The 25512-nt window shown below is 69.9% G+C and carries 16 protein-coding genes; 4 read left to right on the top strand and 12 right to left on the bottom strand.

Going from position 1 to position 25512, the window contains the following annotated elements; translation table 11 throughout:
* Positions 1-6: 6 nt before the first annotated feature.
* From ACSC1Q_RS24740 to ACSC1Q_RS24725, 4 genes are all read right to left on the bottom strand, one after another.
* Positions 7-1050: a ketoacyl-ACP synthase III family protein gene (locus ACSC1Q_RS24740; RefSeq protein ID WP_436761087.1), complete on the bottom strand. Its 1044-nt coding sequence runs from the start codon at positions 1048-1050 to the stop codon at positions 7-9.
* 19 nt (positions 1051-1069) lie between these two features.
* Entirely contained in the window at positions 1070-1345 is a 276-nt protein-coding gene (locus tag ACSC1Q_RS24735) for an acyl carrier protein (RefSeq protein ID WP_436761086.1), read from the bottom strand.
* Entirely contained in the window at positions 1342-2394 is a 1053-nt protein-coding gene (locus ACSC1Q_RS24730; RefSeq protein WP_436761085.1) for a ketoacyl-ACP synthase III family protein, read from the bottom strand. Before ACSC1Q_RS24730 ends, ACSC1Q_RS24735 begins: the two co-directional genes overlap by 4 nt.
* Before the next feature lie 368 nt (positions 2395-2762).
* Entirely contained in the window at positions 2763-4085 is a 1323-nt protein-coding gene (locus ACSC1Q_RS24725; RefSeq protein WP_436761084.1) for a cellulose binding domain-containing protein, read from the bottom strand.
* A 542-nt stretch (positions 4086-4627) separates the two neighbouring features.
* Here ACSC1Q_RS24725 and ACSC1Q_RS24720 point away from each other — a divergent pair.
* Positions 4628-4852, top strand: coding sequence for a hypothetical protein (locus ACSC1Q_RS24720; protein ID WP_436761083.1), 225 nt, complete (start codon positions 4628-4630; stop codon positions 4850-4852).
* 363 nt (positions 4853-5215) lie between these two features.
* Here ACSC1Q_RS24720 and ACSC1Q_RS24715 read toward each other — a convergent pair whose 3' ends face one another.
* Positions 5216-6019: an aminotransferase class IV family protein gene (locus tag ACSC1Q_RS24715; RefSeq protein WP_436761082.1), complete on the bottom strand. Its 804-nt coding sequence runs from the start codon at positions 6017-6019 to the stop codon at positions 5216-5218.
* Positions 6020-6154: 135 nt separating this feature from the next.
* On the opposite strand from ACSC1Q_RS24715, the gene ACSC1Q_RS24710 reads away from it, so the two are divergent.
* Positions 6155-6499, top strand: coding sequence for a MerR family transcriptional regulator (locus tag ACSC1Q_RS24710; protein ID WP_436761081.1), 345 nt, complete (start codon positions 6155-6157; stop codon positions 6497-6499).
* A 206-nt stretch (positions 6500-6705) separates the two neighbouring features.
* On the opposite strand, the gene ACSC1Q_RS24705 is transcribed toward ACSC1Q_RS24710, so the two are convergent.
* The 6 genes from ACSC1Q_RS24705 to ACSC1Q_RS24680 form a co-directional block, all read right to left on the bottom strand.
* Complete coding sequence (locus ACSC1Q_RS24705; RefSeq protein WP_436761080.1) at positions 6706-13374, bottom strand: discoidin domain-containing protein; 6669 nt, start codon at positions 13372-13374, stop codon at positions 6706-6708.
* Positions 13371-16028, bottom strand: coding sequence for a glycoside hydrolase family 2 protein (locus tag ACSC1Q_RS24700; protein ID WP_436761079.1), 2658 nt, complete (start codon positions 16026-16028; stop codon positions 13371-13373). The genes ACSC1Q_RS24705 and ACSC1Q_RS24700 overlap by 4 nt, the downstream gene beginning before the upstream one ends.
* Positions 16025-16855 (bottom strand): carbohydrate ABC transporter permease, encoded by an 831-nt coding sequence (locus ACSC1Q_RS24695; RefSeq protein WP_436761078.1) that lies wholly within the window; start codon positions 16853-16855, stop codon positions 16025-16027. Before ACSC1Q_RS24695 ends, ACSC1Q_RS24700 begins: the two co-directional genes overlap by 4 nt.
* The gene (locus ACSC1Q_RS24690) at positions 16852-17745 is read right to left on the bottom strand and encodes a carbohydrate ABC transporter permease (protein WP_436761077.1); all 894 of its coding nucleotides are present in this window, start codon (positions 17743-17745) and stop codon (positions 16852-16854) included. The genes ACSC1Q_RS24695 and ACSC1Q_RS24690 overlap by 4 nt, the downstream gene beginning before the upstream one ends.
* 64 nt (positions 17746-17809) lie before the next feature.
* Positions 17810-19126 (bottom strand): ABC transporter substrate-binding protein, encoded by a 1317-nt coding sequence (locus ACSC1Q_RS24685; protein ID WP_436761076.1) that lies wholly within the window; start codon positions 19124-19126, stop codon positions 17810-17812.
* A 149-nt stretch (positions 19127-19275) separates the two neighbouring features.
* Positions 19276-20139, bottom strand: coding sequence for a LacI family DNA-binding transcriptional regulator (locus ACSC1Q_RS24680; protein WP_436761075.1), 864 nt, complete (start codon positions 20137-20139; stop codon positions 19276-19278).
* Between the two features lie 96 nt (positions 20140-20235).
* Between ACSC1Q_RS24680 and ACSC1Q_RS24675 the strand changes: the two genes are divergently transcribed.
* The gene (locus ACSC1Q_RS24675) at positions 20236-21465 is read left to right on the top strand and encodes an ROK family transcriptional regulator (RefSeq protein ID WP_436761074.1); all 1230 of its coding nucleotides are present in this window, start codon (positions 20236-20238) and stop codon (positions 21463-21465) included.
* A gap of 130 nt (positions 21466-21595) precedes the next feature.
* On the opposite strand, the gene ACSC1Q_RS24670 is transcribed toward ACSC1Q_RS24675, so the two are convergent.
* Positions 21596-24715: a glycosyl hydrolase family 95 catalytic domain-containing protein gene (locus tag ACSC1Q_RS24670; protein WP_436761073.1), complete on the bottom strand. Its 3120-nt coding sequence runs from the start codon at positions 24713-24715 to the stop codon at positions 21596-21598.
* Positions 24716-25070: 355 nt separating this feature from the next.
* On the opposite strand from ACSC1Q_RS24670, the gene ACSC1Q_RS24665 reads away from it, so the two are divergent.
* Positions 25071-25478, top strand: a complete 408-nt coding sequence (locus tag ACSC1Q_RS24665) for an anthrone oxygenase family protein (RefSeq protein WP_436761072.1) — start codon at positions 25071-25073, stop codon at positions 25476-25478.
* Positions 25479-25512 lie beyond the last annotated feature (34 nt).

The raw sequence follows: 25512 nt of genomic DNA, 5'->3' as shown, positions 1-25512 counted from the left end.
TTCGGGTCAGGCCCACTGAGGACTGTCGATGATCTTGATCACGGCGCTGGAGACGGTCACTCCCGGCCCGGTGCCGAGCATCAGCATGTGGTCGCCGGGGCCCAGCCCCCCGGTCGTGAGCAGGTGGTCGAGGGAGAGGATCTGGTCGCTGGCCCCGCAGTGGCCGATGGTGCGGCCGTACTCCCAGGTCGAGCGGGACATGGGCAGGTCGAGCATCGCCATGCACCGCTGTTCGACGATCTCCTCCGAGTAGTTCATGAACGCCACCCGGGTGAGGTCCCCCGCCTCGATCCCGCTCTCGGTCAGCGCGCGCTCGACGACCTCCATCAACGCCCGCTGGATCTTGAACAGCGCCGCGGTGGCCTCGCCCGTGGACATGACCTGCTGCCGGAACTGCTCGTTCCTGGCCGCGAAGCTCATCTTGCGCCCGAGCGTGACGCCCGGCGGGAACAGGGGCTCGCTGCCCCGGTGGAGTTCCTCGGCCTCGGTCACCGTCGTCGTGCAGACCGACGTCAGGCGCGCGAAACCCGTCCCCTTGGTGAGCACGAGCGCGCTGGCGGCGTCCCCGCCGACGTAGCCGGGGCCCATCCGCCACCGGTCCATCAGCGGGGTGCCGTAGTTGTCGGCGGCGACCAGCAGGGCGGCCTGCCGGCCGGGAGCGGCGTCGAGGTGGCCGGCCGCGAGTTCCAGGCCGATGAACATCCCGTTGCAGCCCTGCCGGATCTCGGTGGCCAGGACGTCCCCGCCGACGAGATGACGCTGCAGGTAGGAGTGCGGGGGCCAGCCGTCCGGCCCCTGGTGCCACGTCGAGGCGTACAGGAGGAGGTCCAGGTCGTCCGGCGCCCGGCCGCTGCGCTTGATCGCGCTCCGCGCCGCGTGCAGGGCCATCTCCGGAGCCGGTACGTCACCGGCCACCACCGCCCCGGCCAGGTTGTGCAGCTCGGCGTCCTCGGCCGGGTACCAGCCCTTGGCGACGGCCTTCTCGACGCTGACGACGGTCCGGGGGAGGAACGCTCCCACTCCGCTGATGTACGTGTTCTCCAACCGCATGACTCTGTCCTCGCCCCGGCTAGACGGATTCGAGTTCTCTGACCATCGCCACGATGGTCGCGACGTCCCGAAAGTTCTCGGGGTCGAGCCTCGCGGCGGGGATCGGGACGCCGACGTCCTTGCGGAGGAAGTTCAGCAGCCGCGCCGTCCGCAGGGAGTCGAGGAGACCCGACACGAGGAGCGGGGTCGTCTCGTCGACCTTGACGTCGTCGCCGTCCTGGACAAGGTTCTCCTGGATGAAGTCGACCAGCCTTCGCGTGAGCTCGGCCGTGCGCGTGTCCGTGAGCCCGGTCATGCGTGTGCCCCTTCCGTGACGGGGGAGGTGGAGAGGATCCTGAAAACCGCCGCGGCGACGGAGGTGCCCGAGCCGAACCCGACCATGAGCAGGTGGTCCCCGGCCACGAGCCCGCCGGTCGCGATCAGGTGCTCGAAGGCGATGAACTGGTCCACCGCGCCGCAGTGGCCCACGCGCCTGCCGTAGTCCCAGGTCGTCTGCTCCTCGTCGATGCCCAGCCAGGACATCTGCCCGTCCAGGTCCTCGCGGCGGCCGTGCGGCAGCGCCACCCGCGTGATGTCGGCGAGCCCGATCCCGGCCTCGTCCAGGGTCCGCTCGACCTGCTGCATCATCGTCTTCTGGATCGTCAGGTGGATCCCGGTCCCGTGCGCCTTGAGCAGCCGCTGGCGGAACTCCTCGTGCCGGTCCCCGAAGCTCAGCCCCACGCCGACGGTGGCGTCCGGGGGGAACAGGGGGTAGGCGCCGTCGTTGACCGCGTCGGCCTCCGGGATCACCGTCGCGTTCACCGACAGGAGCTCGGCCATGCCGTACCCCTTGCCGAGGAGGAGCGCGGCCGCGGCGTCGCCGATCAGCGCGCCGGGGGTCATCCGCCAGCGGTCCACCAGCGGGGTGCCGTGGTTGTCGGAGGAGACGACCATCGCCGTCTCCCGGTTCGTGTCGGCCCGCAGGTAGCTCGCCGCGAGTTCGAGCGAGCTGATCATCCCCACGCAGCCGCTCCGGATCTCGAACGCCGGTACGTTCCCGCCGAGGAGGTGCATCTGCAGGTAGTGCTGGGGCTGCCAGCCGTTCGGGCCCTGGTGCCAGACCGACGGGTAGAGCAGGAGGTCGAGGTCGCGCGGGGAGGACTGACCCCAGCGGTCGTACGCGTCCAGGACCGCGAGCCGCGCCATCTCGGGCGCGGGCATGTCGCCGGCCACCGCCGCGCCGATCTGCTGGAACTTCTCGGCCTCCTCGGAGGGGTACCAGCCTTCACGGACCGCCTGCTCGACGCTCACACTGTCAGGCACATAGACGCCGAGGCTCCTGACGAACATGTTGGATGTACGCACACGTTTCCTAACTCATCAACTCAGCGACGATCCCGGACAACGGATTTCGGGCAGCGGAAGGCGGCTCATCCGATTCATATTCGGGTGCCGGGATATCGAGCGACCCGTGGCCGGTCCGTGAAAACAACGGGAAATAGGCCGACGAGCCGTCAGGGGCAACAATAGGGGCGGCTCATCGGGGAAAGCAATATGAACGCGGGCAATCCGGTCGACGACAATCCGTGATCAGGATTAAACGGAACGTGTCGGCTTCCGGAAATGCGCCTTTCCGCTCCACGTCACACTTCTCCGAATGTAATTCTCAGGATCCGGGCGACGGGAGAACGGTGCCGGGCCGTCGCCGTTCGGCTCGGGCCCGGCACCTCGTCTCAGGCGGGCACTCTCGTGCAGACGATGTTGTTGAGCTTGAACTGGGCCGGAATGGCGTTCGTCCCGGTGGCGGTCGCCGCGAAGCCGAAGCTCTGGCTGGAGCCGGGGCCGATGTAGGTGTTGTGGCCGGCGTCACGGGCCGTCACCTGGGTGCCGGCCTGGGTCACCGCGGCGTTCCAGGCGGTCGTGATGTTCTGGTTGCCCGACCAGGCCCACGTCAGGGTCCAGTCGTCGATGGGGGTCGTGCCGGTGTTCTTGACGCTCACGCTGCCGTTGAAGGCGCCGTTCCAGACGCCGGTGGAGTAGGTGACCTCGCAGGAGTTGCCCATCTTCAGCCCGGCGCGCAGGAAGGTCGTGAAGTTGGGCCAGGTGGGGTTCAACGTGCCGGTGCCGACGGTCTCGCCGCAGCCGGTGGTGGTGCGGACGGTCTGCAGGCCGTACTGGGCGGGGTCCATGATCTGGGGCATCATGTGGTCCGCGGCGGGCACCGAGACGAACGTGGCGTTGCCGCACTGGGCCTTGATCCTGTTGTAGAGCAGGACGCTCTGCCCGTGCGGCACCAGGAAGTCGGCCTGGCCGTGCAGGAACAGCAGCGGCGGGTCGTTGGCGTCGACGTAGGTCATCGGATTGGCCTGGGCCACCGTGGCCGGGCAGGTCTGGATCGGGCAGCCGACCAGGAGGGACTCCGGCGAGGCGGGCGAGTTGTGGTCGAGCCCGCCGGTCGGCAGGTTCTGCGCGTTCATCTGCAGGAAGTCGGTCGGGCTGTAGAAGGCCAGTCCCACCTGCACCGCGCTGGAGACGCCGGTCGTGCCGACGGTCCCCTCCATCGCCGCCACGCCGCCGGACAGGGTGGCCATCTCCGTCAGCCAGCCGCCGGAGGAGTCACCCATGATCGCGAAGCGGTTGGGGTCGAGGTTGTAGGTGGCGGCGTTCGCGCGCAGCCAGCGGATGGCCGCCTTGATGTCGTGCACCTGGGCCGGGAAGATCGCCTGGGCGCTGGACCGGACGCTGACGCCGGCCACGGCGAAGCCCAGCGGGTTGAAGACGCTCGCGATCGCGTCCGCGCCGGCCTTGCCGTCGTCGCTGGTCCAGGCCGAGCCGGTGTGCCAGATCAGCAGCGGCCGGGGCGTGATGCCGGTGGACGGCAGGTGGAGGTCCAGCAGATGCCCCCTGCTACCGGCCGGTTGCGCGGGAGCGTAAGCGATATCGGTGATCACCTGCATGGCGTGAGCCGGCGGCGCGAAGGGCGCCGACACGCCGACGACGGCCAGCATGGCCATCGCCATGCCGACAATCATGGCCCTGCGGATTTGAGCTTGCATGGTGAGACTCCGGTCGGGTCGGATGATCAGCCGCTTCCCCGGTGACCGTCCGTGTCTCCTCCCGAGCCGGGGCGGCCGTGGTCAGCACGCTGACCGTGGCGCCTGCGAGAACAACGTCCTGTTCGAGTGCCGCGACTTACATCGATATGGGCGGGGCGACGATATGACACGTAAGTGACGGTGGTCAAAGTTTTCCGCATGTCGTTTCAATTGAGCCGGAAAAGCGGCATAAATCGTACTTTGTAGATCATGTGGTACGAAGACCCTACAGATCATCCATGGCATGCACAGGCAGTCGGATACGCGCCTGCGAGGTCTTTCAAGGCCGCCAGGTCTCGAATTGGACGGCGGCCGGCGCGGGCGACCAGGGAAGGAATGCCCGATTTACCGGCGGTAAACACCCATGAAACACAAGACGTCCGATGACGACGTCGATGGGAGTTTCGGCCCAATCTTCCGACTAATTCGGACATGACAATTTTCCTGACGCGTGACGAGTGATAATGTCCACCGTCATGATCTCCACAGTCACAGGAGGACGAATGCGAAAGGTAAGCGCTGTTCTCGTCTCGGCCGTCATGGTCCTCGGAGTGTCGCTGACGATCGGCGCCACACCGGCGCAAGCCGAGGCCGACAGGCTGGCCGGCGTCTTCAGGGAGCACTCGGAGTGCGAGCGGGTCGGCACCCAGGGCGTCAACCAGGACTGGTGGGACGACTACTCATGCGAGTGGGAGGGCCGTTACCGCTATTACTTCCTCTACGCGTAACCTCTGACCACGCGTAATCCCTGACCACGCGTGACCCCTGACCACGCGCGATCCCTACTACTCGTGATCCCGTGAAGCACTACGCGTGATCCCGTGAAACGTACGAACCCCCGGCCCCCGGCCGTTCCCGATCGCCCCTGATCGCCCCTGATCGCTCCCGCCGGTGGTCGCCGGCCGGCTTTCCGCCCTGACGTCCCGTCCACCGGCACCTCGCGTGCCGGGAAGACCGAAGGGTGACCCGGCGGGTCGTGGACGTGCCGGGCCGGCGGGTCCGCGGGAGCGACCGAACGGGACAAACCGGCCGAACAGGACAGGCCGGCCGCTCTCGCGGCGCGGTTCGCGGGCGCGGCCGGACCGGCGCCCTCACGGCGCGGTGAGCGGCTCGGCCCGGTAGGCCCGGTGCAGCGACGAAACGAAGGACGGCGCCTCCGGCAGGGGCACGGAGCCGATCCGGTGGACCGCCACGCCCGGCGTCCACGAGTTCATGACCACGGCCCCGGCCAGCGCCGGCAGGTCGGCGAGCGTGACCTCCTGGACGCGCTGGGGTACGCCGAGGCGATCCAGCTGCCTGCGGACGACGGCCATCGTGATGCCGCCCAGCATCTCGGCCTCCGGCCACACCACCGCGGTGCCGTCCCAGAAGGCCAGGTTCCAGATCGACCCCTCGCTGAGCCGGGCCCGGCGGTCGACGAAGGCGACGTCGTCGAAGCCCCGGCCGACGGCCTGGCGCAGGAAGTACGTCTTGGCCACCTCCCCGACGTGCTTCACGGCGGGCAGGACCCGTTCGTGCTCGACCGCCGCGAGCGCGAGCGGTCCTCGCGGGCCGGACGCGGCCGGCCGGGTCCGTACCAGCAGCTCGGGCCGCACATCGGCCCCCACCACGGTGAACTCGCCCGCCGGGGAGTACACGGTTGCCGTCAGCGAGAGGTCGGCCGGGCCGTCCCGCAGCGCCGCCCGCAGACGTGCCCGCACCAGGTCGTCGGGCAACGCCCGGCCGAACAACTCCACGGAGGCGGACCGCAACCGCTCCAGGTGGAGGTCGAGACCACGTACCCGGCCTCCGCGCACCTGCATGGCGGTGAAGTGGGCGTAGCCCGCGAAGGCGAGCGGCGCCAGCTCCTCGGCACTCGCCACCCGGCCGTCACGGTGAACCACGAAAGCGGACATGCGTCACTCCAGCAGGACGAGATCGAACGGGGCCGTTGATGATCACGCGGACACCCCGGACCGGAATGTCCGTTCACGAGGCGACGTTAAGGGTTCACATCGATGGAAAGGTCAACCTCGGGTGGGGAAGGTCACATGCTGATCGGAGAGCTGTCCCGGCGTACCGGGGTGCCCCAGAGGCTGCTGCGCTACTACGAGGAGCAGGGATTGCTCGACGTCAGGCGCGGCCCGAACGGCTACCGCCACTACGGCGAGGACTCCGTGGTCTCCGTGCGGCAGGTGCGTGCCCTGCTGAGGGCGGGCCTGTCCACCGAGGTGATCCGTTCCGTGCTGCCGTGCGCGCGGGGCGAGCGCCCGGAGTTCGAGTGGTGCGCGGACCTGTGGGACATCCTCAACGGCGAACTGGCGGCCATGGACGAGCGCATCGACGACCTCCAGCGCAGCCGAGGCGCCCTCGCGGGCTACCTGACGACCTCCTGAGCAGCCCATCCCCCGGCCTCGGCGTCACCTTCGGGGGCCGTCTCACCCCCGCGGACGGACTCTCGTCGGCGTGACCCGACGCGTACCCCCGGCCCGCCGTGAGGCGCCCGGTACCGGACGCGAGAGGGGCGCCCCGCGGATCGCGGGACACCCCTTGGTGAGGTTTCGTCAGGAAGGGTGCCGGGACGAAGGCCCGGCACCGCCGGTCAGGCCTGGACGGGCGTGCCGCCGTTCTCCACGATCAGCGCGTTGGCGTCGCGGACGAGCGTCGTCCTCACCGCCGGGTCGGAGACGGTCTTCGGGTCGTTGACCGCCTCGACGAAGCGGTCGAGCTTCTTGACGATCTTCTTCTTGTCCCGCTCGCGTTCCTTGTCCTCGGAGACCATGACCTTGGAGATCTTGTCCTGGAGCTTCGCGGCACCGGTGGGCGACAGCTGGCTGACGGCCTGGAGCCGCTCGATCAGGGCGGAGATCTCGTCGGTCGAGGTGACGGTGGTGAACGTCACCGACTGCTCGGACGTGCCGCCGGACTCGGTCTCGACGGTGACGGTGAGCGTGTGCTCGCCCAGGGCGAGCGTGTGGAGCCGCTGGACGGTCCCGGACGTGAACGGCCGGCCGTCCAGCGTGCCGGTCACGGTCTTGACCCCGGTCCCGGCGACCTCCCAGGCGATGGTCACGTCCTGGCTGTTGCCGTACTCGGTGCCGTCCGTGACCCCCGAGACGAGGATGGTGGTCGCGGTGTCGGGGAGAGCGCCGTAGACCCTCATCTCGTAGATCGAGTAGCCCCACTGGCCGGATTTCGCGGTGCCCAGCATCCGGACGTAGCGGGTGTCGGCGTTCAGGTCGACGAGGTCCGTGCCGCCGTTCCCGGCGGTCTCGGTGAACCTGTCGGTCCACGTCCGGCCGTCGGGAGAGGTCTGCACCTTGTATCCCTTGGCGTAGGAGTCCTCCCAGTCGATGGCGACCTGGTGGACGGTGTAGGTGTCCCCCAGGTCCACCTGGAGCCAGTTGTCGGCCGACTCGCTCGCGCCCCAGCGGGTGGTGCCGTCGCCGTCGAAGGCGGCGGCGGCCGTCTGCTGGGCGTTGGACGCCGACGACGCGGTGGCCGTCTTGCCGAGGGCGATGTTCGGCGCCTCCCGTCCGTAGACCTCCATCTCGTGGAGCGAGTAGCCCCACTGGCCGGACTTCTCCACGCCCTGCATCCGCACGTAGCGGCCCAGCGCGCTCACCGGGATCCGCTCGGTGCCGCCGGGCGAATTGGCCTGGGTGTGGATGTCCTTCCACGCCTTGCCGTCGATCGACGCCTGGATCTTGTAGCGCTTGGCGTAGGAGGCCTCCCAGCGCAGGCCGACCTCGGTGAGGGCGTAGATGCCGCCCAGGTCCACCTGGAGCCAGTTGTCGGCGTTCTCGTTCGCGGCCCAGCGGGAGACCTGGTCGCCGTCGAACGCCTTGGCGGCGGCCTGGTCGGCGCCGGACTGCGAGGAGGCGGTCGCGGGCTTGTTCAGGGCCAGGTTGACCCGCGAGGTGTCCCTCAGGGTGAGGTCGAGCGTGACCGTCTGGCCCTTCCTCAGGGGAAGGACGCGGGCGATGTTCCCGAGCGGCGAGTCCTGGATCTGGATTCCGGCACCGGTGATCTGCTCGATGCCGTCGCGCTGGATCAGGGTGAGGTTCTGGTCGACGTCGGAGGTGAGCGTCACCTTCACCTTGCGGGTGTCGGTGTCCCAGTCGAGGTCGTCGATGCTGAACCGGCTCTTGCCCAGCATGCCGGAGATGGAGCCCTTCCTCAGGCCCTTGGGCAGCGCGGGAAGCAGTTCCAGCGTGCCGGGGTCGGTCGTGGCCAGCATCTCCATCATGATCGTCGGTACGGAGTTGACGACGTCGGTGGCGAACACGCCCTTGTTGTTGTAGTGCGACGTCGCCAGGCTGCTGTAGTAGTAGTCGTCCTTGGCGAACCGCATCAGCTTCGCGTTGACGGAGTCGGCGTTGTTCAGGTTGGCGGCGATCAGCGCGCCGTGCAGCAGGCCGTGGCCGGCGTTCTCGTAGCTGCCGCCGTCCTTCTTCTGCAGGAACACCTTGGCCGCGTCGTACAGCGGCCTGCTCTTCTCCGGCGTGACCTCGCCGTACGGCCAGACGGGCATCAGGCCGCTGGAGTGCCGGTGCTGGTAGGCGTTCTTGTTCGCCAGGTCGGGCCAGGCCCACTCGGCGAGCGCGCCGTCGTTGTTGACCAGGTACGGCGGCAGGTTGTCGAGCTTCTCCTGCCAGATCGCGATCTTGTCCTGGTCCTTTCCGAGCGTCTTGCTCGTCTCGATCAGGGTCGAGAGCGCGAACCGGGCTCCGGCGATGTCGTACACCGAGTTGACCGAGAGCGGCACGCCGCCGGCCGGGCGGTTCTCCGGCGAGATGGACCCGGCGAAGACGTACTTGCCGTTGGCGTCCTTCTCGACGAGGAAGTCCTGGTAGAAGTCACCCATGTCCCTGATCAGCGGGTAGTACTGCTGCTCCAGGAACGTCCGGTCGCCGGTGATCTGGTAGTGCTCCCAGAACGGGTAGAGCAGCCACGACTCGCCGCCCGTGACGTACTGGTACGGGTAGTCGAAGTTGATGTTGGAGATGAGGCCCTCGCCGTTGGGCGTGTTGCCGCCCGTCAGCATGCCCCGGGTGCCGAGCAGCTTCTGGGCGTTGGTCCTGAAGTCCTTCTGCCACGCCTTGTTGATCGCCCAGTAGCCAGCCATCACCTCCGGCAGGTCGCCGATGTTGCCGCCGGAGATCTGCAGGTTGAGGTTGGCGTCCAGGTGGTAGTAGCCGTCCCAGCCGACGTTGCTGTCGCCGGTCCAGTTGCCGAGCAGGTCGGGCGGGGCCGTCGCGCTGCTCGAACCGATCAGGTGGTAGCGGCCGGAGGCGAACAGCCGCTCGAACAGCGCCAGGTTCGGCGTGTTCGCGGTCTTCTGCTGGGCGAGCAGTTCCTCGTTGGACTTCGAGCGGTCCTCGGGGCTCGCCCCGAAGTCGACGGAGACGCGGTCGAAGATCTCGCTGTGCTTGGCCGCGTGGCGGGTGAGAAGCGTCTGGTAGTCGCCCGGGAGCGCCGCCAGTCTCGTCTGCAGGAGCCGCTTGCCCCAGTCCTGCTCGGCGGGCACGCCGCCCTCGTAGGTGCCGTCGTAGCGCTGGGTCAGCGACAGCAGCGTCACGTAGGTCGCGCCGGTGACCTGCACGTCGGTGCCGGCCATCGTCCTGACGCCGTCCGTCACGATCCGCGTGACGCCCTCGTACCCGGCGTTGTAGCTGCCGTTCGGGTACTTCACCCGCAGGTCGAGGTGGTCGACGGTGGAGGCGTTGACGGCCGTCAGGCCCTTGTTGAGCAGGTTCATGCCGGGGTCGATCGACAGGCCGAGCCTGACGTCGAGCTTCTGCCCGGCCGGGGCGGGCAGGTGCTGGACGGTGACGCCGTCGGTCTGCGACACGAAGGTGTCGCGCTTCCAGTCGCCCTTGTCGTCGGTCCAGTTCACCGAGACGACGCCGGAGGAGTAGTCGGTGGACCGGACGTAGTTGACGACCTCTCCGGCGGCCGGGCTCTGGAGGGTCATCTTGAAGCCCGGGTGCTTGCTGCCCTCGCCGCCGCCCTGGTAGCCCTGCACGTCGGCCGCGAGCTGGTTGGCCTCCTGGTACCTCCCGGCGATCAGCAGGTCCCTGATCCTCTTGATGTTCGCCGCGCTGACGGTGTTGAACGTCCGGTGGGGACGGTTCTCCGACCGGGCCATGAAGAAGTCCCGGTCGTTGAAGACGACCGTCTCGGCACGCGGGTCGCCGAAGACGATGACGCCCTGCTTGCCGTCGCCCGCGAGCAGGCCCTCCTCCCAGTCCGCGTAGGTGCGCGGGTAGGAGGTGGACAGCGCCCTCGTCGCCGGGTTGCCGGGCGCCGTGAACGTCCTCGTCAGGCCCTGGCTCTCGACGCCACCGGCGCTGAGCGCCGTCACCTTCACGGTGTAGGTCCGGCCCGCGGCCAGTCCCGTCACGGCGTAGGCGCGGGCGTCAGCGCCGAGCGTGGCCTTCAGCGCCTGGCCGAGGTAGACCTTGTAGCCGGTCACCCCCTGGCCGTCGGCGGCGGGCCAGGTGACCTTCGCCCCGGTGGCCGCCACCTCGCTCACCTGAAGCTGCGCCGTCATCGGCCAGCTCGGACCGGCGTCGGCGGGCTTCACCGCGCCGTACACCTCGAATTCCCAGAGCGACAGCCCCCACTGGGTCGCCGCCCTGGTGCCCTGCACGCGGACGTAGCGTCCCTCCGCCGCCGGGTCGAGCGCGATCTCGTCGACGTGGTCGCCGGTGGGCGCGGAGTCGTCGTGGGAGCGGACGTCCTTCCACGCGGTGCCGTTCTCCGACGTCTGGATCTTGTACGCCGAGGAGTAGGCGGCCTCCCATCTGAGCACGACCCTGTCCAGGACGTGCGTCCTGCCCAGGTCGACCTGGAGCCAGTTGGTGTCCCCGGGGTTGGAGCCCCAGCGCGTGGCGGGGTTGCCGTCGAAGGCGCGGAACGCGGAGCGGTCGTTCTGCGGCTGGCTGTTGGTCTCGCCGCTGCCGTCGTTGGACTGCGACGACGCCGTGTACGCCGACGGCGCCAGGTTCAGCGCGACGTTGACCGGGACCTCCGGCACGACGGGCGTGCCGTAGATCTCGAACTCGTACAGGGAGTACCCGTACTGCGTCTGCGGCAGGACGCCCTGCATGCGGACGTAGCGTGCCTTCTTGCGGATCTGCACGGTCTCGACGCCACCGGCGCCGGTCGTGGTCGAGAAGGCGTCGGTCCACCGCGAGCCGTCGCCCGAGATCTGGATCCTGTACGACTTCGCGTAGGCCGCCTCCCACGACAGGACCGCCCTGGACACGTCGTACTCGTCGCCGAGGTCGACCTGGACCCACGCGTTGGGGTCGTTGCTGTGGTCGCTCGACCAGCGTGAGGAGCCGTTGCCGTCGATCGCGTTCGCGGCGAGCAGGTTGGCGTCCTCGTAGGAGGCGGTGGCCTTCGCGCCGGGGTTCCGCGACAGGTTGACCGGCGCGTCGACCGGCGGCGCGGGCGGGGTCGGCACGGTCTGGCCCGCCGGAGGCCACAGGGTGAAGGAGTTGGCGCCGTTCCTCGCGGCGGCGAACGGCCCGGCCATCACGTTCCCGGCGTTGACCGGCTGGCCGAAGAAGTCGGTGGTCACGTCGGCGGCGATGCTCTCGCCCGCGAGCGGGATGATCCCGACCCTCGCCTTGGTGGCGGGCGTCAGGCCGTTGATTCCGGAGGCGTCGAGGGTGAAGCCGAGTTTCATCTCCCGGTTGGTCGCGGTGACCTGGACGCCGGACAGGACTCCGGTGGAGTTGCCCTCCTTGACGTGCGTCTTGCCGGTCGCGTCGTTCGGCAGCGTCGAGCCCTGGACCAGGTTGTTGTACCAGAAGAACTTCTGGACCGGGTTGGGGGCGCTCGTCTCGTTCATCGTGCCGGGCTGGAAGTAGTAGTTGTCCCGGCCGCCGCCGTCCACGGCGATGCGGCCGTTGTCGACGAACAGGTTGTTGGCGTACACGACGCCGGTGGCGTCCAGCATCCGGATGTCGCTGTTGCCGATGAAGACGTTGTTGTCCACCAGGATCGGGCCGTGGACGGCCTCGGCGTAGTAGCCCCACGGGCTGTTCAGCACGATGTTGCCGGTGACGCGGACGTTCTGGTTGCCCCAGTCGGTCCAGATGCCGGCGGAGTTGCCGCCCTTCGAGTTCTTGAGGTAGTTGCCCTTGATGAGCCCCTCGTTCATGTAGTGGACCTTGATCGGGGCCGTCTCCGCGCCGCTGAACTCGCCGCGGTAGTTCGTGTCCTCGATGAGGTTGTACAGGATCTCGGAGTTCCAGGAGAAGACGCCCGCGATGCCGGACTGGCCGGACTTGCCGATGTAGTTGTTGCGGACGATGTGCGAGCCGTACTTGGCGGTGTCGCGGAAGTGCGTCCGGGTCTGGCCTGGCCGGTTTCCGGCCCACTCGTCACAGCCGAGGCCGATGTCGATGGCGATCGTGCGCGCGTTGACGACGGTGTTCTGCTCGATGATCCACCTCAGGCCGCCGTTGACGCTGATCGCGCCCGCCTGCCGCCGGGAGGGGCTGCTCGGGAAGTCGGAGTAGGTGCCCGCCGCGTGCTTGACGGTGAAGCCCCGGACGGTGATGTAGCCCAGGCCCCACGCGTCGGGCGCGAACACCTGGCGGCGCACGTTGATCTCCGCCAGCTTGGCGTTCGGGTCGGCGCCGTCGAAGTTGGCGTAGACGGTGGTGGTGCCACCCGCCACCTCGGTGAACCAGGTGCCCGCCGCCGACTGCACGCTCGCCAGCGACGCCTTCTCGTAGTAGGCCTGCTCGTTCAAGTACACGTCACCGGCGGTGTAGCCGGGGAAGGAGCCGCCCTCGCCGCCCTGGGGCTGCCCGGTGGCGTACGGGTTGTAGTCGCCGAAGAAGCTCGCCGGCAGCGTGACCTTCCACACGTCGCCGCTGTGCCGGGCCCAGGTGTCGATCTCCTCCGAGCCCTTGACGACCACCTCGCCGTCACCGGCGTTGGTGTAGGTGATGCGGCCGGCCTCGCCGTCGCCGCCCCGGGCGGGCTTGACCGTCTCGCGGTACAGCCCGGCGTGGACGAGCACCGTGTCGCCGGGCTGCGCCTCCTGCGCCGCGCGGTTGATCGTCAGGTACGGCGCGGCCGCCGTACCGGCGTTCGTGTCCTTCCCGTCCTTGGCCACGTGGATCTGGCGACCGGCCTGGACGGCCTGGGTGGCCTGCGCCGCCGCGATCGACGGCAGCGCCGATGTGACCATGACGGCGCTCAGTATCGCGCCGAGCGCGATTCTCAGGTTCCTTCGGAGTTTCATCCTGTTCCTTCGTTGCGGATCGACTTCCCAATGGGGCCGGTGACCTCGCCGAAGGACCGGACCGACAGATCGAGCAGAGCGATGGGGAGAGCGGCGGCGCGGTCGGGGGAGATCGCGCCGCCGTCTCGGCGGGTGATTCGGAACACGTGGCTCTCGCCCGGCAGGAGCGTGACGAGGGCGTCGTCCACGACGAGCGAGGGCGGCTCCAGGCCGAGCGGCTCCGCGAGCCGGTCGGCGAACACGCACACGTCGCGCAGCGTGGTCACCGCGGTGACCGTGACACGCAGCGCGCCGTCGGAGACGGTGACGTCGACGGCGCGCTCGGGTCGCGGGGCCGCCAGCTCCCGCTCCGGGCGGTAGGCCCAGGTGGTCCGCACCCCGTCGGCGTCGACGACGAGCAGCTCGGCCCGGGGGTCGGCGGGCGACCCGACCTCGGGGTCGACGGCGAGCCGGACGAGGCCGCCGGGCGGGCAGACGGCCCGCACCCGCGTCCTGGCGCGCTCGTGGCCGTCCAGGCCGACCCGTCGTACGAGGACGTCGGGGCTCCAGTCGGCGTCCGCGTCGTTCACGAGCACGAGCACGAGCCCCTCGTCGCCGGTGGGGTCGTGGGTCGGCCCGGGACTCACCGGCTGGATCGTGGCCAGCCGGGGGGCGAACGAGTGGCGCAGGGCGTGCCAGAGGGGCTTCTCGACGCCCGCGCCGTCGACGGCCGACCAGCTGATCACCGGCCAGCAGTCGTTGAGCTGCCAGACGACGGCCCCGCCGCAGCGCTCGCGCGAGCGCAGCCACTCGACGCCCGCCGAGACGGCGCGGGCCTGGACCACCTGGGTCGCGAAGTGCCAGTCGGCGTCGTCGCGAGGGGTGGGCACGTGCGGCTGGAGGCCGCGGGTCAGCTTGTGCACGCCGTCGATCGCGCGCAGGTGGTGACGGGTCTGCGGCGAGTCGGGGCCGGGCGTCTCGCCCACGACGACGCGCCCGAGCGTGGTCCACGCGGGGGGACCGCACCAGCCCATCTCCGCGACGAACGCCGGGTCGTGGTAGCGGTAGTGGGCGTAGTCGCGCTCGTTCCAGGCGTCCCACAGGTGGCTCAGGCCGTGCGTGTCGGCGAGCGGATCCCGGTCGGCGGCCCCCGACCAGGGCGAGTTGGGCACGTAGGGCCGCGTCGGGTCCAGGCGGGCCAGCACACCGGGCAGCACGTCGAGGTAGTAGCGGGCGCCCCACCCCCGTACGCCCATCTGGTCGGCCCACCCCCAGTGGTGCCAGCCGAGGACCGTCTCGTTGCCGCCGCACCAGAGCACCAGGCTCGGGTGGGCCGACATCCGCGCGACGGCCTGTTCCGCCTCGGCGGTCACCAGCTCGGCCGTCTCGTCGTCCTCGCTGTAGGCGGCGCAGGCGAAGAGGAAGTCGTGCCAGACCAGGACGCCGCGCTCGTCGCAGGCGTCGAGGAACTCCTCGGTCGCGAAGTGGCCGCCGCCCCAGACGCGCAGGAGGTTGGCGTTCCCCGCGACGGCCTGGTCGATCCGGTGCGCCACCCGTTCGGGCGTGGCGCGGCTGGCGAAGGTGTCGTCGGGGATCCAGTTGTAGCCGCGTACCCGCACGGTCCGGCCGTTGACGACGAGCGCCCAGCGGGTCCCGAGCGGGTCGGGGGTCTCGTCGACCGCGACGCTGCGCAGGCCCACCCGGACGGCGGTGGAGTCGAGCGTCACGCCGTCGTGCCCGAGCTCCACGTGGAGGCGGTACAGCGGCTGCGCGCCGAGGCCGACCGGCCACCACAGGTCGGGGTCGTCGACGCGCAGGACGATCGCCACCTCGTTCCCGGCGTTCCCGGCGTTCCCGGCGTTCCCGGCGTCTCCGGCGTCTCCGGCGTCTCCGGCGTCTCCGGTGACCGTGCCTACGGCCGACCCGGCCGGTCGCCCGGCCGGGCCGGTCAGCTCGACGCGTACCTCCGAGCCCTCCGGCGCGTCCACGCGCACGTGCGCCGTCACGTGGGCGACGGTGTGATCGGGGTCGAGGTGGACGAGCGGCCGGACGTGGTCGATCCTGCCGGTGTAGGTCTCCAGCCGGATGTCGCGCCAGATGCCCGCGGTGACGTAGTGCGGCCCCCAGTCCCAGCCGAAGTTGGCCGCGGCCTTGCGCACGTGCGCGTAGGGCTCGTCGTACGGGCTCGGCAGCGGGCCGTGCGCGCGTTCGTGCTCGCGGGCGGCCTCCCAGGCCGAGGCGAAGCGCACCTCGACGAGGTTGTCGCCCGGCAGCAGGACGTCGTCCACCCGCCACCGGTACGCCAGGTGCTGGTCACGCGCGACCCCGGCCCGGCGGCCGTTGACGTACACGTCGGCGATCGTGTCGAGGCCGTCGGCCACGAGGTCGGTGCGGGCCCCGGGCGTCGGCGACCAGTGGACGTGGCGCCGGTAGACCCAGCGGGAGTGGCCGACCCACCGCTGCGCCAGCTCGCCCCACCCGACGTCGGGGTCGGCGATGAGACCGGCCGCGAGGAGTGCCGTGTGCACCTCGCCTGGCACCCGCGCGGGAACGGCCGCCGCGCGGACGGCCTCCGGCACGTCCTGCGGGCCCGCCTCCCAGGTCAGCTCCCACTCGCCGCCGAGGTCGAGCCGGACGGCGGCGGAGGTGGTTACCTGCGTGGTGATCTGCGTCATCCCTTGACAGCCCCTGCGGTGAGTGCTTCCTGCATACGACGGTTCATGATCGAGTACACGACGTACACCGGCAGGACGGTGAGTACCGTGCCCGCCGCGAGGACGCCGAGGTTGGTCGCGTCGGAGACGAGCGTCGGCAGCGCGACCTGGACCGTCCGCACGTCCGGGCCCGTGCCGGTGATGGTCAGTGAGAACAGGTACTCGTTCCAGAACGTGAGGAGCTGGAGGATCGTCACGCTGACGACGCCCGGCATCGCGATGGGCACGAAGACGCTGACCAGCAGCCGCCAGTGCCCGGCCCCGTCGAGGGCGGCCGACTCCACCAGCGCCTTCGGCACCGTGCGCATGAACTGCGTGAGGAGGAGCACCGACAGCGGGAGCGCGCTCGCGGGCAGGAACAGCATCTGGAACTCGCGGGTGCCGTAGAGCCCCATCTGGATCGCGAGGACCACGGTGGGGATCAGCGCGGCGAACGGCGGGATGAGGAACCCGGCGGAGAACGCTCCCGTGATCACGCGGGCGAGCCGGTTGTCCGTCCGGGCCAGCGCGTACGCCGCGGGCACCGCGAGGCACAACGTCAGCACGACGGCCACGAGCGAGACGAGCACGGAGTTGAGCAGGGCGCGCCCCAGGTCGGCGGTCCGCCAGGCGGTGCCGAAGTTCTCCCACAGCCAGTCCGCGGGCGGCGCGAACGGCCGGGTGAAGATCTCGATGTTGGACTTCAGCGCGCTGACCGCGAGGTAGTACAGCGGGGCCGCCAGGACCAGCGCGTACGACCAGGACAGGACCGTCGCCAGCGGGCTACGGGTGCGGCGTGGCTCGTTCATCGGGAGTCCTCCTCGGAGCCGCGCAGCAGCGCGCGGATGAGGAACATCCCGGCGACGCCGAGCAGGAGCAGCGCGACGCCGGCCACCTGGCTGTAGCCGAGGTCCCGCTGGGAGAAGGCCTTGGCGTAGACCAGGTACGACAACGTGGTCGACGAGGTGCCCGGCCCGCCCTTGGTGAGCAGGAGGATGAGGGCGGCCGAGGTGAACAGCGTCCAGAGGAACTGCAGCATCGCCAGCGTGCGGACGTAGTCCCTCACCATCGGGAAGGCGATCCGCCACATGATCCGCATCCGTCCCGCCCCGTCGATCTGGGCCGCCTCGACCACCTCGGCCGGCAGGCTCGCCAGCCGGGCGGAGAACAGCACCGCCGTCCAGCCGACGCCGCGCCACAGGTCGATCGCGATGAGGCTCGGCAGCGCGGTGTCCGGGTCGGCGAGCCAGGCGGTGGCCCAGGAGTCGAGGCCGAGGCCGCGCAGCAGGCCGTTCACCCCGCCGTTCGGGGACAGCACCCCGTAGAAGATCATCCCGGTCATGGAGATGGAGATGAGGCCCGGCGAGAAGTAGAGCACCGACAGGATCCGGTAGCCGCGCGGTTTGGTGGCGAGGTGGTAGCCGAGCATGAAGGCGAGCGGGATCATCACCGGGATCGCCACGGCGACCTGGATCACGCTGTTGCGCACCGCGGCGTGGAACGTCGGGTCGGCGAGGACCCGTCCGACGTTCTCCAGGCCGATGTACGCGGGCTCGTACAGCAGCCCCTTCCACCGCAGCGTGGCGATGACGAACATGGCGGCGAGCGGGCCGACCGAGAAGACGGCGAACCACACGAGAGACGGGACGGTCAGCCAGAGGACCCGGGGCGACCGCACACGGGTGCTGGTCAGTGACATCGTGCGTTTTCCTTCGGGCGGGGTGGGGCCGCCTGGCGCGGCGACCCCACTCGGCGAGCGGACCTCAGCCCTTGGTAGCGGTGTCGAGGCCCGCGCAGATCTCCTGCGGGGTCGCCTCGCCGTAGGCCCCGGTGAGGACCTGGGTGATCGGGTCGGACGCGGCGCCGATCCAGACGTCGGGCAGGACCGCGTGGTCGACCTCGGCGTCCAGGCCGAGCGAGGCCTTCAGCAGCGGGTCGGTCGCGGAGGAGGCGAAGTCGCCGGTGACCGGCGGCAGGATGCTCGCGTCCTTGACGAAGTCGCCGACGGTCGGCTGGTCGTAGAACTTCGTCACGAGCTGCCGGACCTTGTCGATCTTGTCGGGCTCGGCGCCCCGCTTCGTGATCATGAATCCGACGCCGGTGAAGCCCTGGTAGGCCGTCGGCTTGGAGTAGGCCGCGCCGTCCGGGACGGGGAAGCCGCCGAGGGTCGTGCGCGTCTCGATCCCGGTGCCCGAGGCCTTCGACTCCGTGTACGCCCACGAGCCCGCGGACATGATCGCGGCCTTGCCGGAGTAGTAGGAGGCGTACATGTCGTCGGCGCTGAGCCCTGCGGCGTTGTCGACGAACACCTTGGCGTCGCGCAGGTCGGTGAAGAGCTTGATGCCGTTCACGACCGACGGCGTCGCGCAGTAGCCGCCCTCCTTCATGACCTTCTGGATCGTCGCGGCGTCGGTGAACGACTGGGCGATCTGGTAGAAGAGCTTCTGGCCGCTCCAGTCGTTGCCGCCGACGGCGACGGGCCCGACGCCCGCGGCGCGCAGCTTCTTGGCGGCGGCGACGAGCTCGTCGGTGGTCTTCGGGACCTCCGCGACGCCGGCCTTGGTCAGCAGCTCGGTGTTGTACCAGAGCGGCCAGCCGAACCCGGAGAACGGCAGTCCCTGGATCTCGCCACCGGCGACGCCGCCGACCCGCCACTCGTCGAGGGCCTCCGGCTTCATCCTGTCCGCGAGGCCCCAGTCCTTGACGTACTGGTCGACGGGGACCGTGACGCCCGCGTCCAGCCAGCCCACGGTCTTGTCGAACAGGTTGACGATCACCAGGTCGGGGGACTTGCCCGCCGCCACGGCGGTCTCCACCTGGTCGTCGATGGCTTCGAGACCCTCGATGACGTTGATCTTGATGCCCGTCTCCGCGGTGAACGCGTCGAAGACGCGCTTCTGGGCCGCGGCGGCCGAGTTGCCCGCCGTCCAGCGGGTGACGACGTCGATGGAGCCGCCGCCGCTCGCCGCGGTCGCCGGGCCTGCCGGTTCGTCGGAGCCGCAGGCGGTGAGGGAGAGAAGCAGGGCTCCGGCGGCGAACGCGGCCACCCCGCGTACGGCCCGAGGCGTGGTGCGGTGCATGGGGCTTCCTTTGCTGATGTTCCGGGGGGTGGTCGGGAAGCGTGTGTCCCGGAAGTTACTCACGGGTTGCGTGAACATTGCGGACGCTGCCCGCACCACAGCGTGCAGGACGGGCCGACCGGAAGTCAATAAGAAAGATTAGTAATCTATTAAATGCTCGAACCGCGAACGACCAGCGTCGCCGGCACGGCCGTGATCACGCGCGGCGCGGCCCCCGCCAGGACCTCGGCCACGATGTCGCCGACCAGCTCGCCCAGCGCCTGCACGTCATGGCTGACGGCGCTGAGCGGCGGCTCCGCGAGCTGGCAGAGGGCCGAGTCGTCCCACGCCACCAGGGACAGGTCCGACGGGACCCCCAGGCCGAGACGGCGCGCCTCGTGGAGCGCGCCCAGCGCCATGACGTCGTTGTCGAAGACCAGCGCCGTCGGCCGGTCGTCGATCCCCGCGAGGGCGGTGACGGCGCGCACCCCGGCGGCCTCGGAGTAGTCGCCGTCGAAGGTCGTCGTCCGCACGCCGTGCTCCGACGCGACGGCGTGGAACGTGCGGCGGCGGATGATCGTGTGCGCCATCTCCGCCGGTCCGGCGACATGGCCGAGATGCGCGTGCCCGGCCGCGACCAGCGCGGCGACGACGTCGCGCATGGCCACCTCGTCCTGCGTCCACACCGCCGGCAGCCCCCCGGCGGTGACCGGGTCGCCGATGACCACGGCCGGCATGCCCAGCTCGCCGACGAGCGTGACCCGCTCGTCGCCGGGAAGCAGGTCGATCAGGATCACTCCCCGCACCTGCCCCTGGGCCGCCCACGCGCGCATCCGGTCGCTCGCCTGCCCGACCGTGGCGACCACCTGGAGGAGCACGGGCACCCCGAGGGGGACGAGGACCCGCTCCATGCCCGCGATGAACTCGTGGAAGAACGGCTCGGCGCCGAGGACCTCGGCGTCGCGTACGAGGGCGAGACCCACCGGCGTGCCCGTCCGCGGACGCGTCTCCGTGCCCGTCCATGCCGAGACCATCGGTGCCCCTCCCTCGCGCACTGCCTTCGTGAACTAACCTCGTGCCCTGTAACGTAGTGCCGCCGTACGTGCGGCCGGGGCGAGAGGCGGTTGAGCGTGGCCCGACGAGAGTCCGCGGCCGCGGGACCCGGGAGCCGCGCGCTCGTCGTCGACCTCATCCGGTCCTCCGGGCCGATCAGCCGGGTGGAGCTCGTCGAGGCGACCAGGTTGACCCAGCCGACGATCTCCAACATCGTCCGGCGCCTGATCGACGACGGCGTCGTGCGCGAGACCGGCGCCACGGTCGCCACCGGCGGCAAGCCACGGACCCTGCTCGTGATCAACTCCCGCTCAGCATACGGCGTCGGGATCCGCGTCGGGGCCGACACCATCACGTGCGTCGTGACGGACACGCGGGGCGGCACGATCGGGCGCGAGCTCGTCTCCGCGCCTCCCGCAGAGAAGCCCGAGGACGTCGTGGCCCAGCTGGCCGCCCTCTACGGCGACGTCACGCGGGGGCTGGGACTGTCGCCGCAGAGCGTGGCGGGGCTCGCCGTCGTCGGCCCGGGCCCGGTCGACGTGGCGCGGGGCAGGTTCCTCGCGCTCCCTGGGCTGGAGCGGTGGGCCGACCTCGACCTCGGCCAGGCCCTCACCACCAGGCTGGGCGTGCCGGTGCTCGTCGACAGCGACGCCGCCGCGGCCGCCGTGGGCGAGTTCTGGGGACGGCAGGTCTCGCGGGAACGGACCTTCGGGTGCCTCTACATGAACTCGGGAATCGGCTCCGGGGTCGTCCTCGACGGCGCGCTCCATCGCGGCGCCAGCTCCAACGCGGGGGAGATCGGTCACGTCTCGGTGATCCGCGACGGCGAGCGGTGCCGCTGCGGCGGCCGGGGCTGCCTTGAGCTGTACGCCGCCCCCGCCGCGCTCGTGGAGCGTGCCAGGTCCACCCCGGGCCTGGCCGACCGCCTGGGGATACGCTCCGACGACCCGGACGCGCGGGCGTTCGACGTCCTCGCCCGCGCGGCGATCTACGGCGACGGGCAGGCCCGCGCGCTGGTCGACGAGTCGGCCCTGCTCCTCGCCGACGGCGCCCTGACGCTCGCCAACCTTTGGGACCTCGACACGCTCGTGCTCGCGGGACCGGGCTTCGCCGTCGCCGGTTCGCTCTACGTCAGCGAGATCCGCCGCCGCCTCGCGGAGCGGGCGTTCTCACGCGGGGTGCACGCGGTGGAGGTGGACCTGTCGAGCAATCCCCGCGACGCCGCGGCCATCGGCGGGGCGGCCCTCGTCCTCCAGGGATCCGTCGCGCCCGGCCACGGGCCACAGGTCGCCGCGCCACAGGCGTAGCGCGCCGCGTCCACGCCTCCCGGCCGGACCGGCGCGCCGCCCCCGGGCGGTCACCCACCCGGAGACGGACTCACGTCATCTCACGTCAGCTCATGGCAGCTCACGTCATCTCATGTCGGCTCATGTCGGCTCATGTCGCGACGGTGAAGGTGTCGACGTCGTACAGGTTGCCGCCACCGCCCACGAAGACGAGATACAACGGCCCCGACGCCGACCCGCTCAACGTCGTCGACACCGTCGCGTAGGTATCCCAGCCACCTGTCGGCGACACCGCCACCGACCCCAGCAACGTCCCGGTCGCCGACCCCGACCGGATCTGGATCGTCCCACCCGACCCCGCCGAGGAGACCCGCGCGGTGAACGTCCGCAACCCGGAGGTGTTCACCCCCGAGTACGCCGCCCAGTCACCGTTCTCGATGTAACCCACCGAAGCACCACCACTGGCACCCGGATGATCGGCCCGCTGCACACCCGACTGCGAGGTGAACGCCTCACCCTCCACCGTCTGGCTGCTGGTGCCACCGGTGCCGACGGTGAAGGTGTCGACGTCGAACAGGTTGCCGGCACCCCCCACGAAGACCAGATACAACGGCCCCGACGCCGACCCGCTCAACGTCGTCGACACCGTCGCGTAGGTATCCCAGCCACCTGTCGGCGACACCGCCACCGACCCCAGCAACGTCCCGGTCGCCGACCCCGACCGGATCTGGATCGTCCCACCCGACCCCGCCGAGGAGACCCGCGCGGTGAACGTCCGCAACCCGGAGGTGTTCACCCCCGAGTACGCCGCCCAGTCACCGTTCTCGATGTAACCCACCGAAGCACCACCACTGGCACCCGGATGATCGGCCCGCTGCACACCCGACTGCGAGGTGAACGCCTCACCCTCCACCGTCTGGCCACCGGTGCCGCCCGGCTGGAAGGTGATCGTGTACGTCTTCCCGGCGGTGGCGTTCCAGCCCAGCGTGTCGCCGGTGCGCGTGGCGGTGACCGTGGCGCCCGCCTCGTCCTTGACCTGGTAGGTGCCGGTGGCGGCGGCGGTCCTGACCTTGACCGGGGCCGTCTTGCCGGTCCGCAGGGTGATCGTCGTGGCCTTCCCGGCGCTCCAGGCGGTGTCCACGGTGACGTCACCCCGGGCGCGCAGGCCGGTCACCGAGCCGGTCGGCCACGCGGCCGGCAGCGCGGGCAGCACGTGCACGGTGTCGTGCTGGCTCTGCACGAGCATCTCCGCGACCCCGGAGGTCGCGCCGAAGTTGCCGTCGATCTGGAACGGCGGGTGGGTGTCCCACAGGTTGTCCAGCGTGGAGGACTTGAGCTGCTCGCTGAGCAGCTTGTGGGCGCGGGTGCCGTCGAGCAGCCGGGCCCAGAAGTTGATCTTCCACGCCTTGGACCAGCCGGTGCCGCCGTCGCCGCGCGCGTTCAGGGAGACGCGGGCCGCCGCCGCCTCGGTGGTGCCGGGGAGGATCTGGTTGCCCGGGTGCAGGGCGAACAGGTGTGAGACGTGCCGGTGGGTGTCGGTCTGGGAGTCCCAGTCGGTCTTCCACTCCTGGAGCTGGCCCCAGCGGCCGACGCGCAGCCCCGGGTCGAGCCGGGACAGGGCGGTGCTGACCTCGTTCTGGAACGCGGTGTCCACGCCCAGCGTGCGGGCGGAGGCCAGCGCGTTGGTGAACACCTCCCGGACGATCTGCTGGGACATCGACGCGCCCGCCGAGAAGTCGCCGTTCTCCGGCGAGTAGCTGGGCGAGACCACGAGCTTGCCGTCACGCGGGTCGGTGTGCAGGAAGTCCAGCCAGAACTCGGCCGCGCCCTTGATCGCCGGGTAGGCGGTGTTGCGCAGGTAGTTCGTGTCGCCGCTGAACCGGTAGCTGTCGTACATGTGCTGGGTCGTCCAGGCGGCTGCCTCGGGGAACCAGAACGACTGCGGGTAGCTGTGCACGCCGGTGAAGCCGTAGGGGTTGGTCTCGTTGTTGACCACCCAGCCGCGGGCCCCGTACATGTTGGTGGCCGTCACCCTGCCCGGGGCGACCATGCTCGCGACGTATCTGTCGTACGGTCTGGTCGTCTCGCGCAGGTTGGTCTGCTCGGCCGGCCAGTAGTTCATCTGCAGGTTGATGTTGACGTGGTAGTCGGCGTCCCAGGGTGGGTTGGTGACGTTGTTCCACACGCCCTGGAGGTTGGCCGGGAGGATGTCGTTCTCCCGCGAGGAGGAGATCAGCAGGTAGCGGCCGTAGGCGAAGAACATCGCCTCCAGCGCCCGGTCCTGCGTCGAGGAACCGCCCGTGTAGTTGCTGCGCAACTGGTTCGTCGGCACCGTCGGGTTCGTCTGGCCGATGTTCAGCTTCACCCGGTCGAACAGGTTCTTGTAGTCGGCGAGGTGCGCGGCCCTCAGCGCGTCGTAGCTCTTGGCCGCCGCCGTGGTCACCCGCGAGGTGACCCCGGCCTGCGGGTCGGCGCCCCGGTAGGCCGGGTAGCCGTCGGAGTAGTTGGTGCCCGCCGACAGCACCAGCATCACGCTGTCGGCCCCGGAGACGGTGACCTTGTCCCCGGAGTCGGTCCTGGTGCCGCCCTGGTTGACCACCTGCACCTGGGCCTCGAACCGCAGGCCGTTGTTGGCGAGCTGGCCGCGGATGGTGAGCCGTCCGTTCGAGGCGGTCACGGTCTTGTCGGTACGCGGTGAGGTGTGCCGCAGCGTGAAGGAGACCCGGCCGGTCTGGTTGGCCGAGATCCGGGCCACGATCACGTTGCCGGGGTTGCTGGCGAAGTACTCGCGGGTGTACTCGACGCCGCCCGCCGTGTAGCCGACCCTGGCCACGGCCTCGCGCAGGCTCAGCTCACGCCGGTAGCCCGTGGTGCTCGACGGCGGGTTGGCGAAGTCGAGGAACAGGTCGCCGAAGGTCTGGTAGGAACCGAAGTTGGTCTTGCCCTGGCCGAGCGCGTTGGCGACGGTCTGCGGCGTGATCCTGCCGTTCTGGTCGATCTGCGCCTGCATGTTGTCGATGGCCCCCGGCCGGGGGGAGGTCCAGTTGCCGTGGTTGTAGCCGCCGGAGGCGCCGGGACCGCCGGTCCACAGGGTCTTCTCGTTGAACTGGATCTGTTCGGAGGCCACTCCCCCGAACAACTTCGCACCCAGCGGGCCGTTGCCGATCGGCAGCGCCTGAGTCTCCCAGTCGGTGGCCGGTGAGTTGTACCACAGGGTCAGGTCATCGGTCGCGGGCAGTGCCAGGGCCTGCGCCGAGGTGGGCGTACTCATACCGGCAAGCATCGCGACCACACCTAACAGCGCGATACCCAGTCTGGAGCGCGGGAACTTGATCACACAAATTCCTCCGATCAACGAGGGGGGTAGACAAGGAAATATCACCGAAACAAGGCTGAAACAAGCCTTCACATCCGATGTCTCTTGACCTGCCGATCGGACCCACCCGTCGACTCGGATGTCGCCAGGGCGGAATAGACGCGGTTTGAACACACATCGACACATCTGGAACGCGCATCTCAATCACACGAAGATGTGACCGCACGAAATAGGTTGGATGTTCTTCACCGGACAGGGCCCGATCCGGGCTTGACCGGGCATCCGAGACCAGGTCCACGACGCGGCCAACGTGGTCACCACCTTCAGGACCGTCCCGCTGGACGTGCGTCTGACCTTCCACACCGCGATGACGGAGGTCAACGAGCCGGTCATGCAGAGTGCGATGGCGCTGGCGATCCTCACCCCGTTCGGCCTGGCCGTCGCCGGCCGTGGCCTGCCTCGGCGCCTGGCGCTCGGGGCCGGTGCCCTGACGGTGACTTCGCTGCTGGTGACGGTCTTCGGCAACATCCCGCTGCACGCCCACATCAGGCGAGGGGCCGCTACCTCCGCCCCGGCCGGTCACTCCGAGATCCTGCAGAAGTGGGAGCTCTTCCACACCATCCGTACTCTGACCGGTCTGTCCGCTTTCGCGCTGATGATCGGCATCGCCGTCCTCACCGGGCGCGAACCCGTCGAAAAAGCTCGGCGCCTCCCCTGATCCGGATACCCGAGGGATGTGAAGCCATGTGGAA

The sequence above is a fragment of the Streptosporangium heterodermiicola genome (assembly GCF_051390675.1).
GTDB lineage: Bacteria > Actinomycetota > Actinomycetes > Streptosporangiales > Streptosporangiaceae > Streptosporangium.
Note: the sequence above shows the minus strand (reverse complement) of the source record. Positions and strands in the feature narration are given on the sequence as shown.

What these genes read in the sequence shown, in the direction of transcription:
- ACSC1Q_RS24740 (WP_436761087.1), bottom strand. Translation starts at nt 1,050, where the DNA reads ATGCGGTTGGAGAACACGTACATCAGCGGAGTGGGAGCGTTCCTCCCC.
- ACSC1Q_RS24735 (WP_436761086.1), bottom strand. Translation starts at nt 1,345, where the DNA reads ATGACCGGGCTCACGGACACGCGCACGGCCGAGCTCACGCGAAGGCTG.
- ACSC1Q_RS24725 (WP_436761084.1), bottom strand. Translation starts at nt 4,085, where the DNA reads ATGCAAGCTCAAATCCGCAGGGCCATGATTGTCGGCATGGCGATGGCC.
- ACSC1Q_RS24720 (WP_436761083.1), top strand. Translation starts at nt 4,628, where the DNA reads ATGCGAAAGGTAAGCGCTGTTCTCGTCTCGGCCGTCATGGTCCTCGGA.
- ACSC1Q_RS24715 (WP_436761082.1), bottom strand. Translation starts at nt 6,019, where the DNA reads ATGTCCGCTTTCGTGGTTCACCGTGACGGCCGGGTGGCGAGTGCCGAG.
- ACSC1Q_RS24710 (WP_436761081.1), top strand. Translation starts at nt 6,155, where the DNA reads ATGCTGATCGGAGAGCTGTCCCGGCGTACCGGGGTGCCCCAGAGGCTG.
- ACSC1Q_RS24705 (WP_436761080.1), bottom strand. Translation starts at nt 13,374, where the DNA reads ATGAAACTCCGAAGGAACCTGAGAATCGCGCTCGGCGCGATACTGAGC.
- ACSC1Q_RS24700 (WP_436761079.1), bottom strand. Translation starts at nt 16,028, where the DNA reads ATGACGCAGATCACCACGCAGGTAACCACCTCCGCCGCCGTCCGGCTC.
- ACSC1Q_RS24695 (WP_436761078.1), bottom strand. Translation starts at nt 16,855, where the DNA reads ATGAACGAGCCACGCCGCACCCGTAGCCCGCTGGCGACGGTCCTGTCC.
- ACSC1Q_RS24690 (WP_436761077.1), bottom strand. Translation starts at nt 17,745, where the DNA reads ATGTCACTGACCAGCACCCGTGTGCGGTCGCCCCGGGTCCTCTGGCTG.
- ACSC1Q_RS24685 (WP_436761076.1), bottom strand. Translation starts at nt 19,126, where the DNA reads ATGCACCGCACCACGCCTCGGGCCGTACGCGGGGTGGCCGCGTTCGCC.
- ACSC1Q_RS24680 (WP_436761075.1), bottom strand. Translation starts at nt 20,139, where the DNA reads ATGGTCTCGGCATGGACGGGCACGGAGACGCGTCCGCGGACGGGCACG.
- ACSC1Q_RS24670 (WP_436761073.1), bottom strand. Translation starts at nt 24,715, where the DNA reads ATGAGTACGCCCACCTCGGCGCAGGCCCTGGCACTGCCCGCGACCGAT.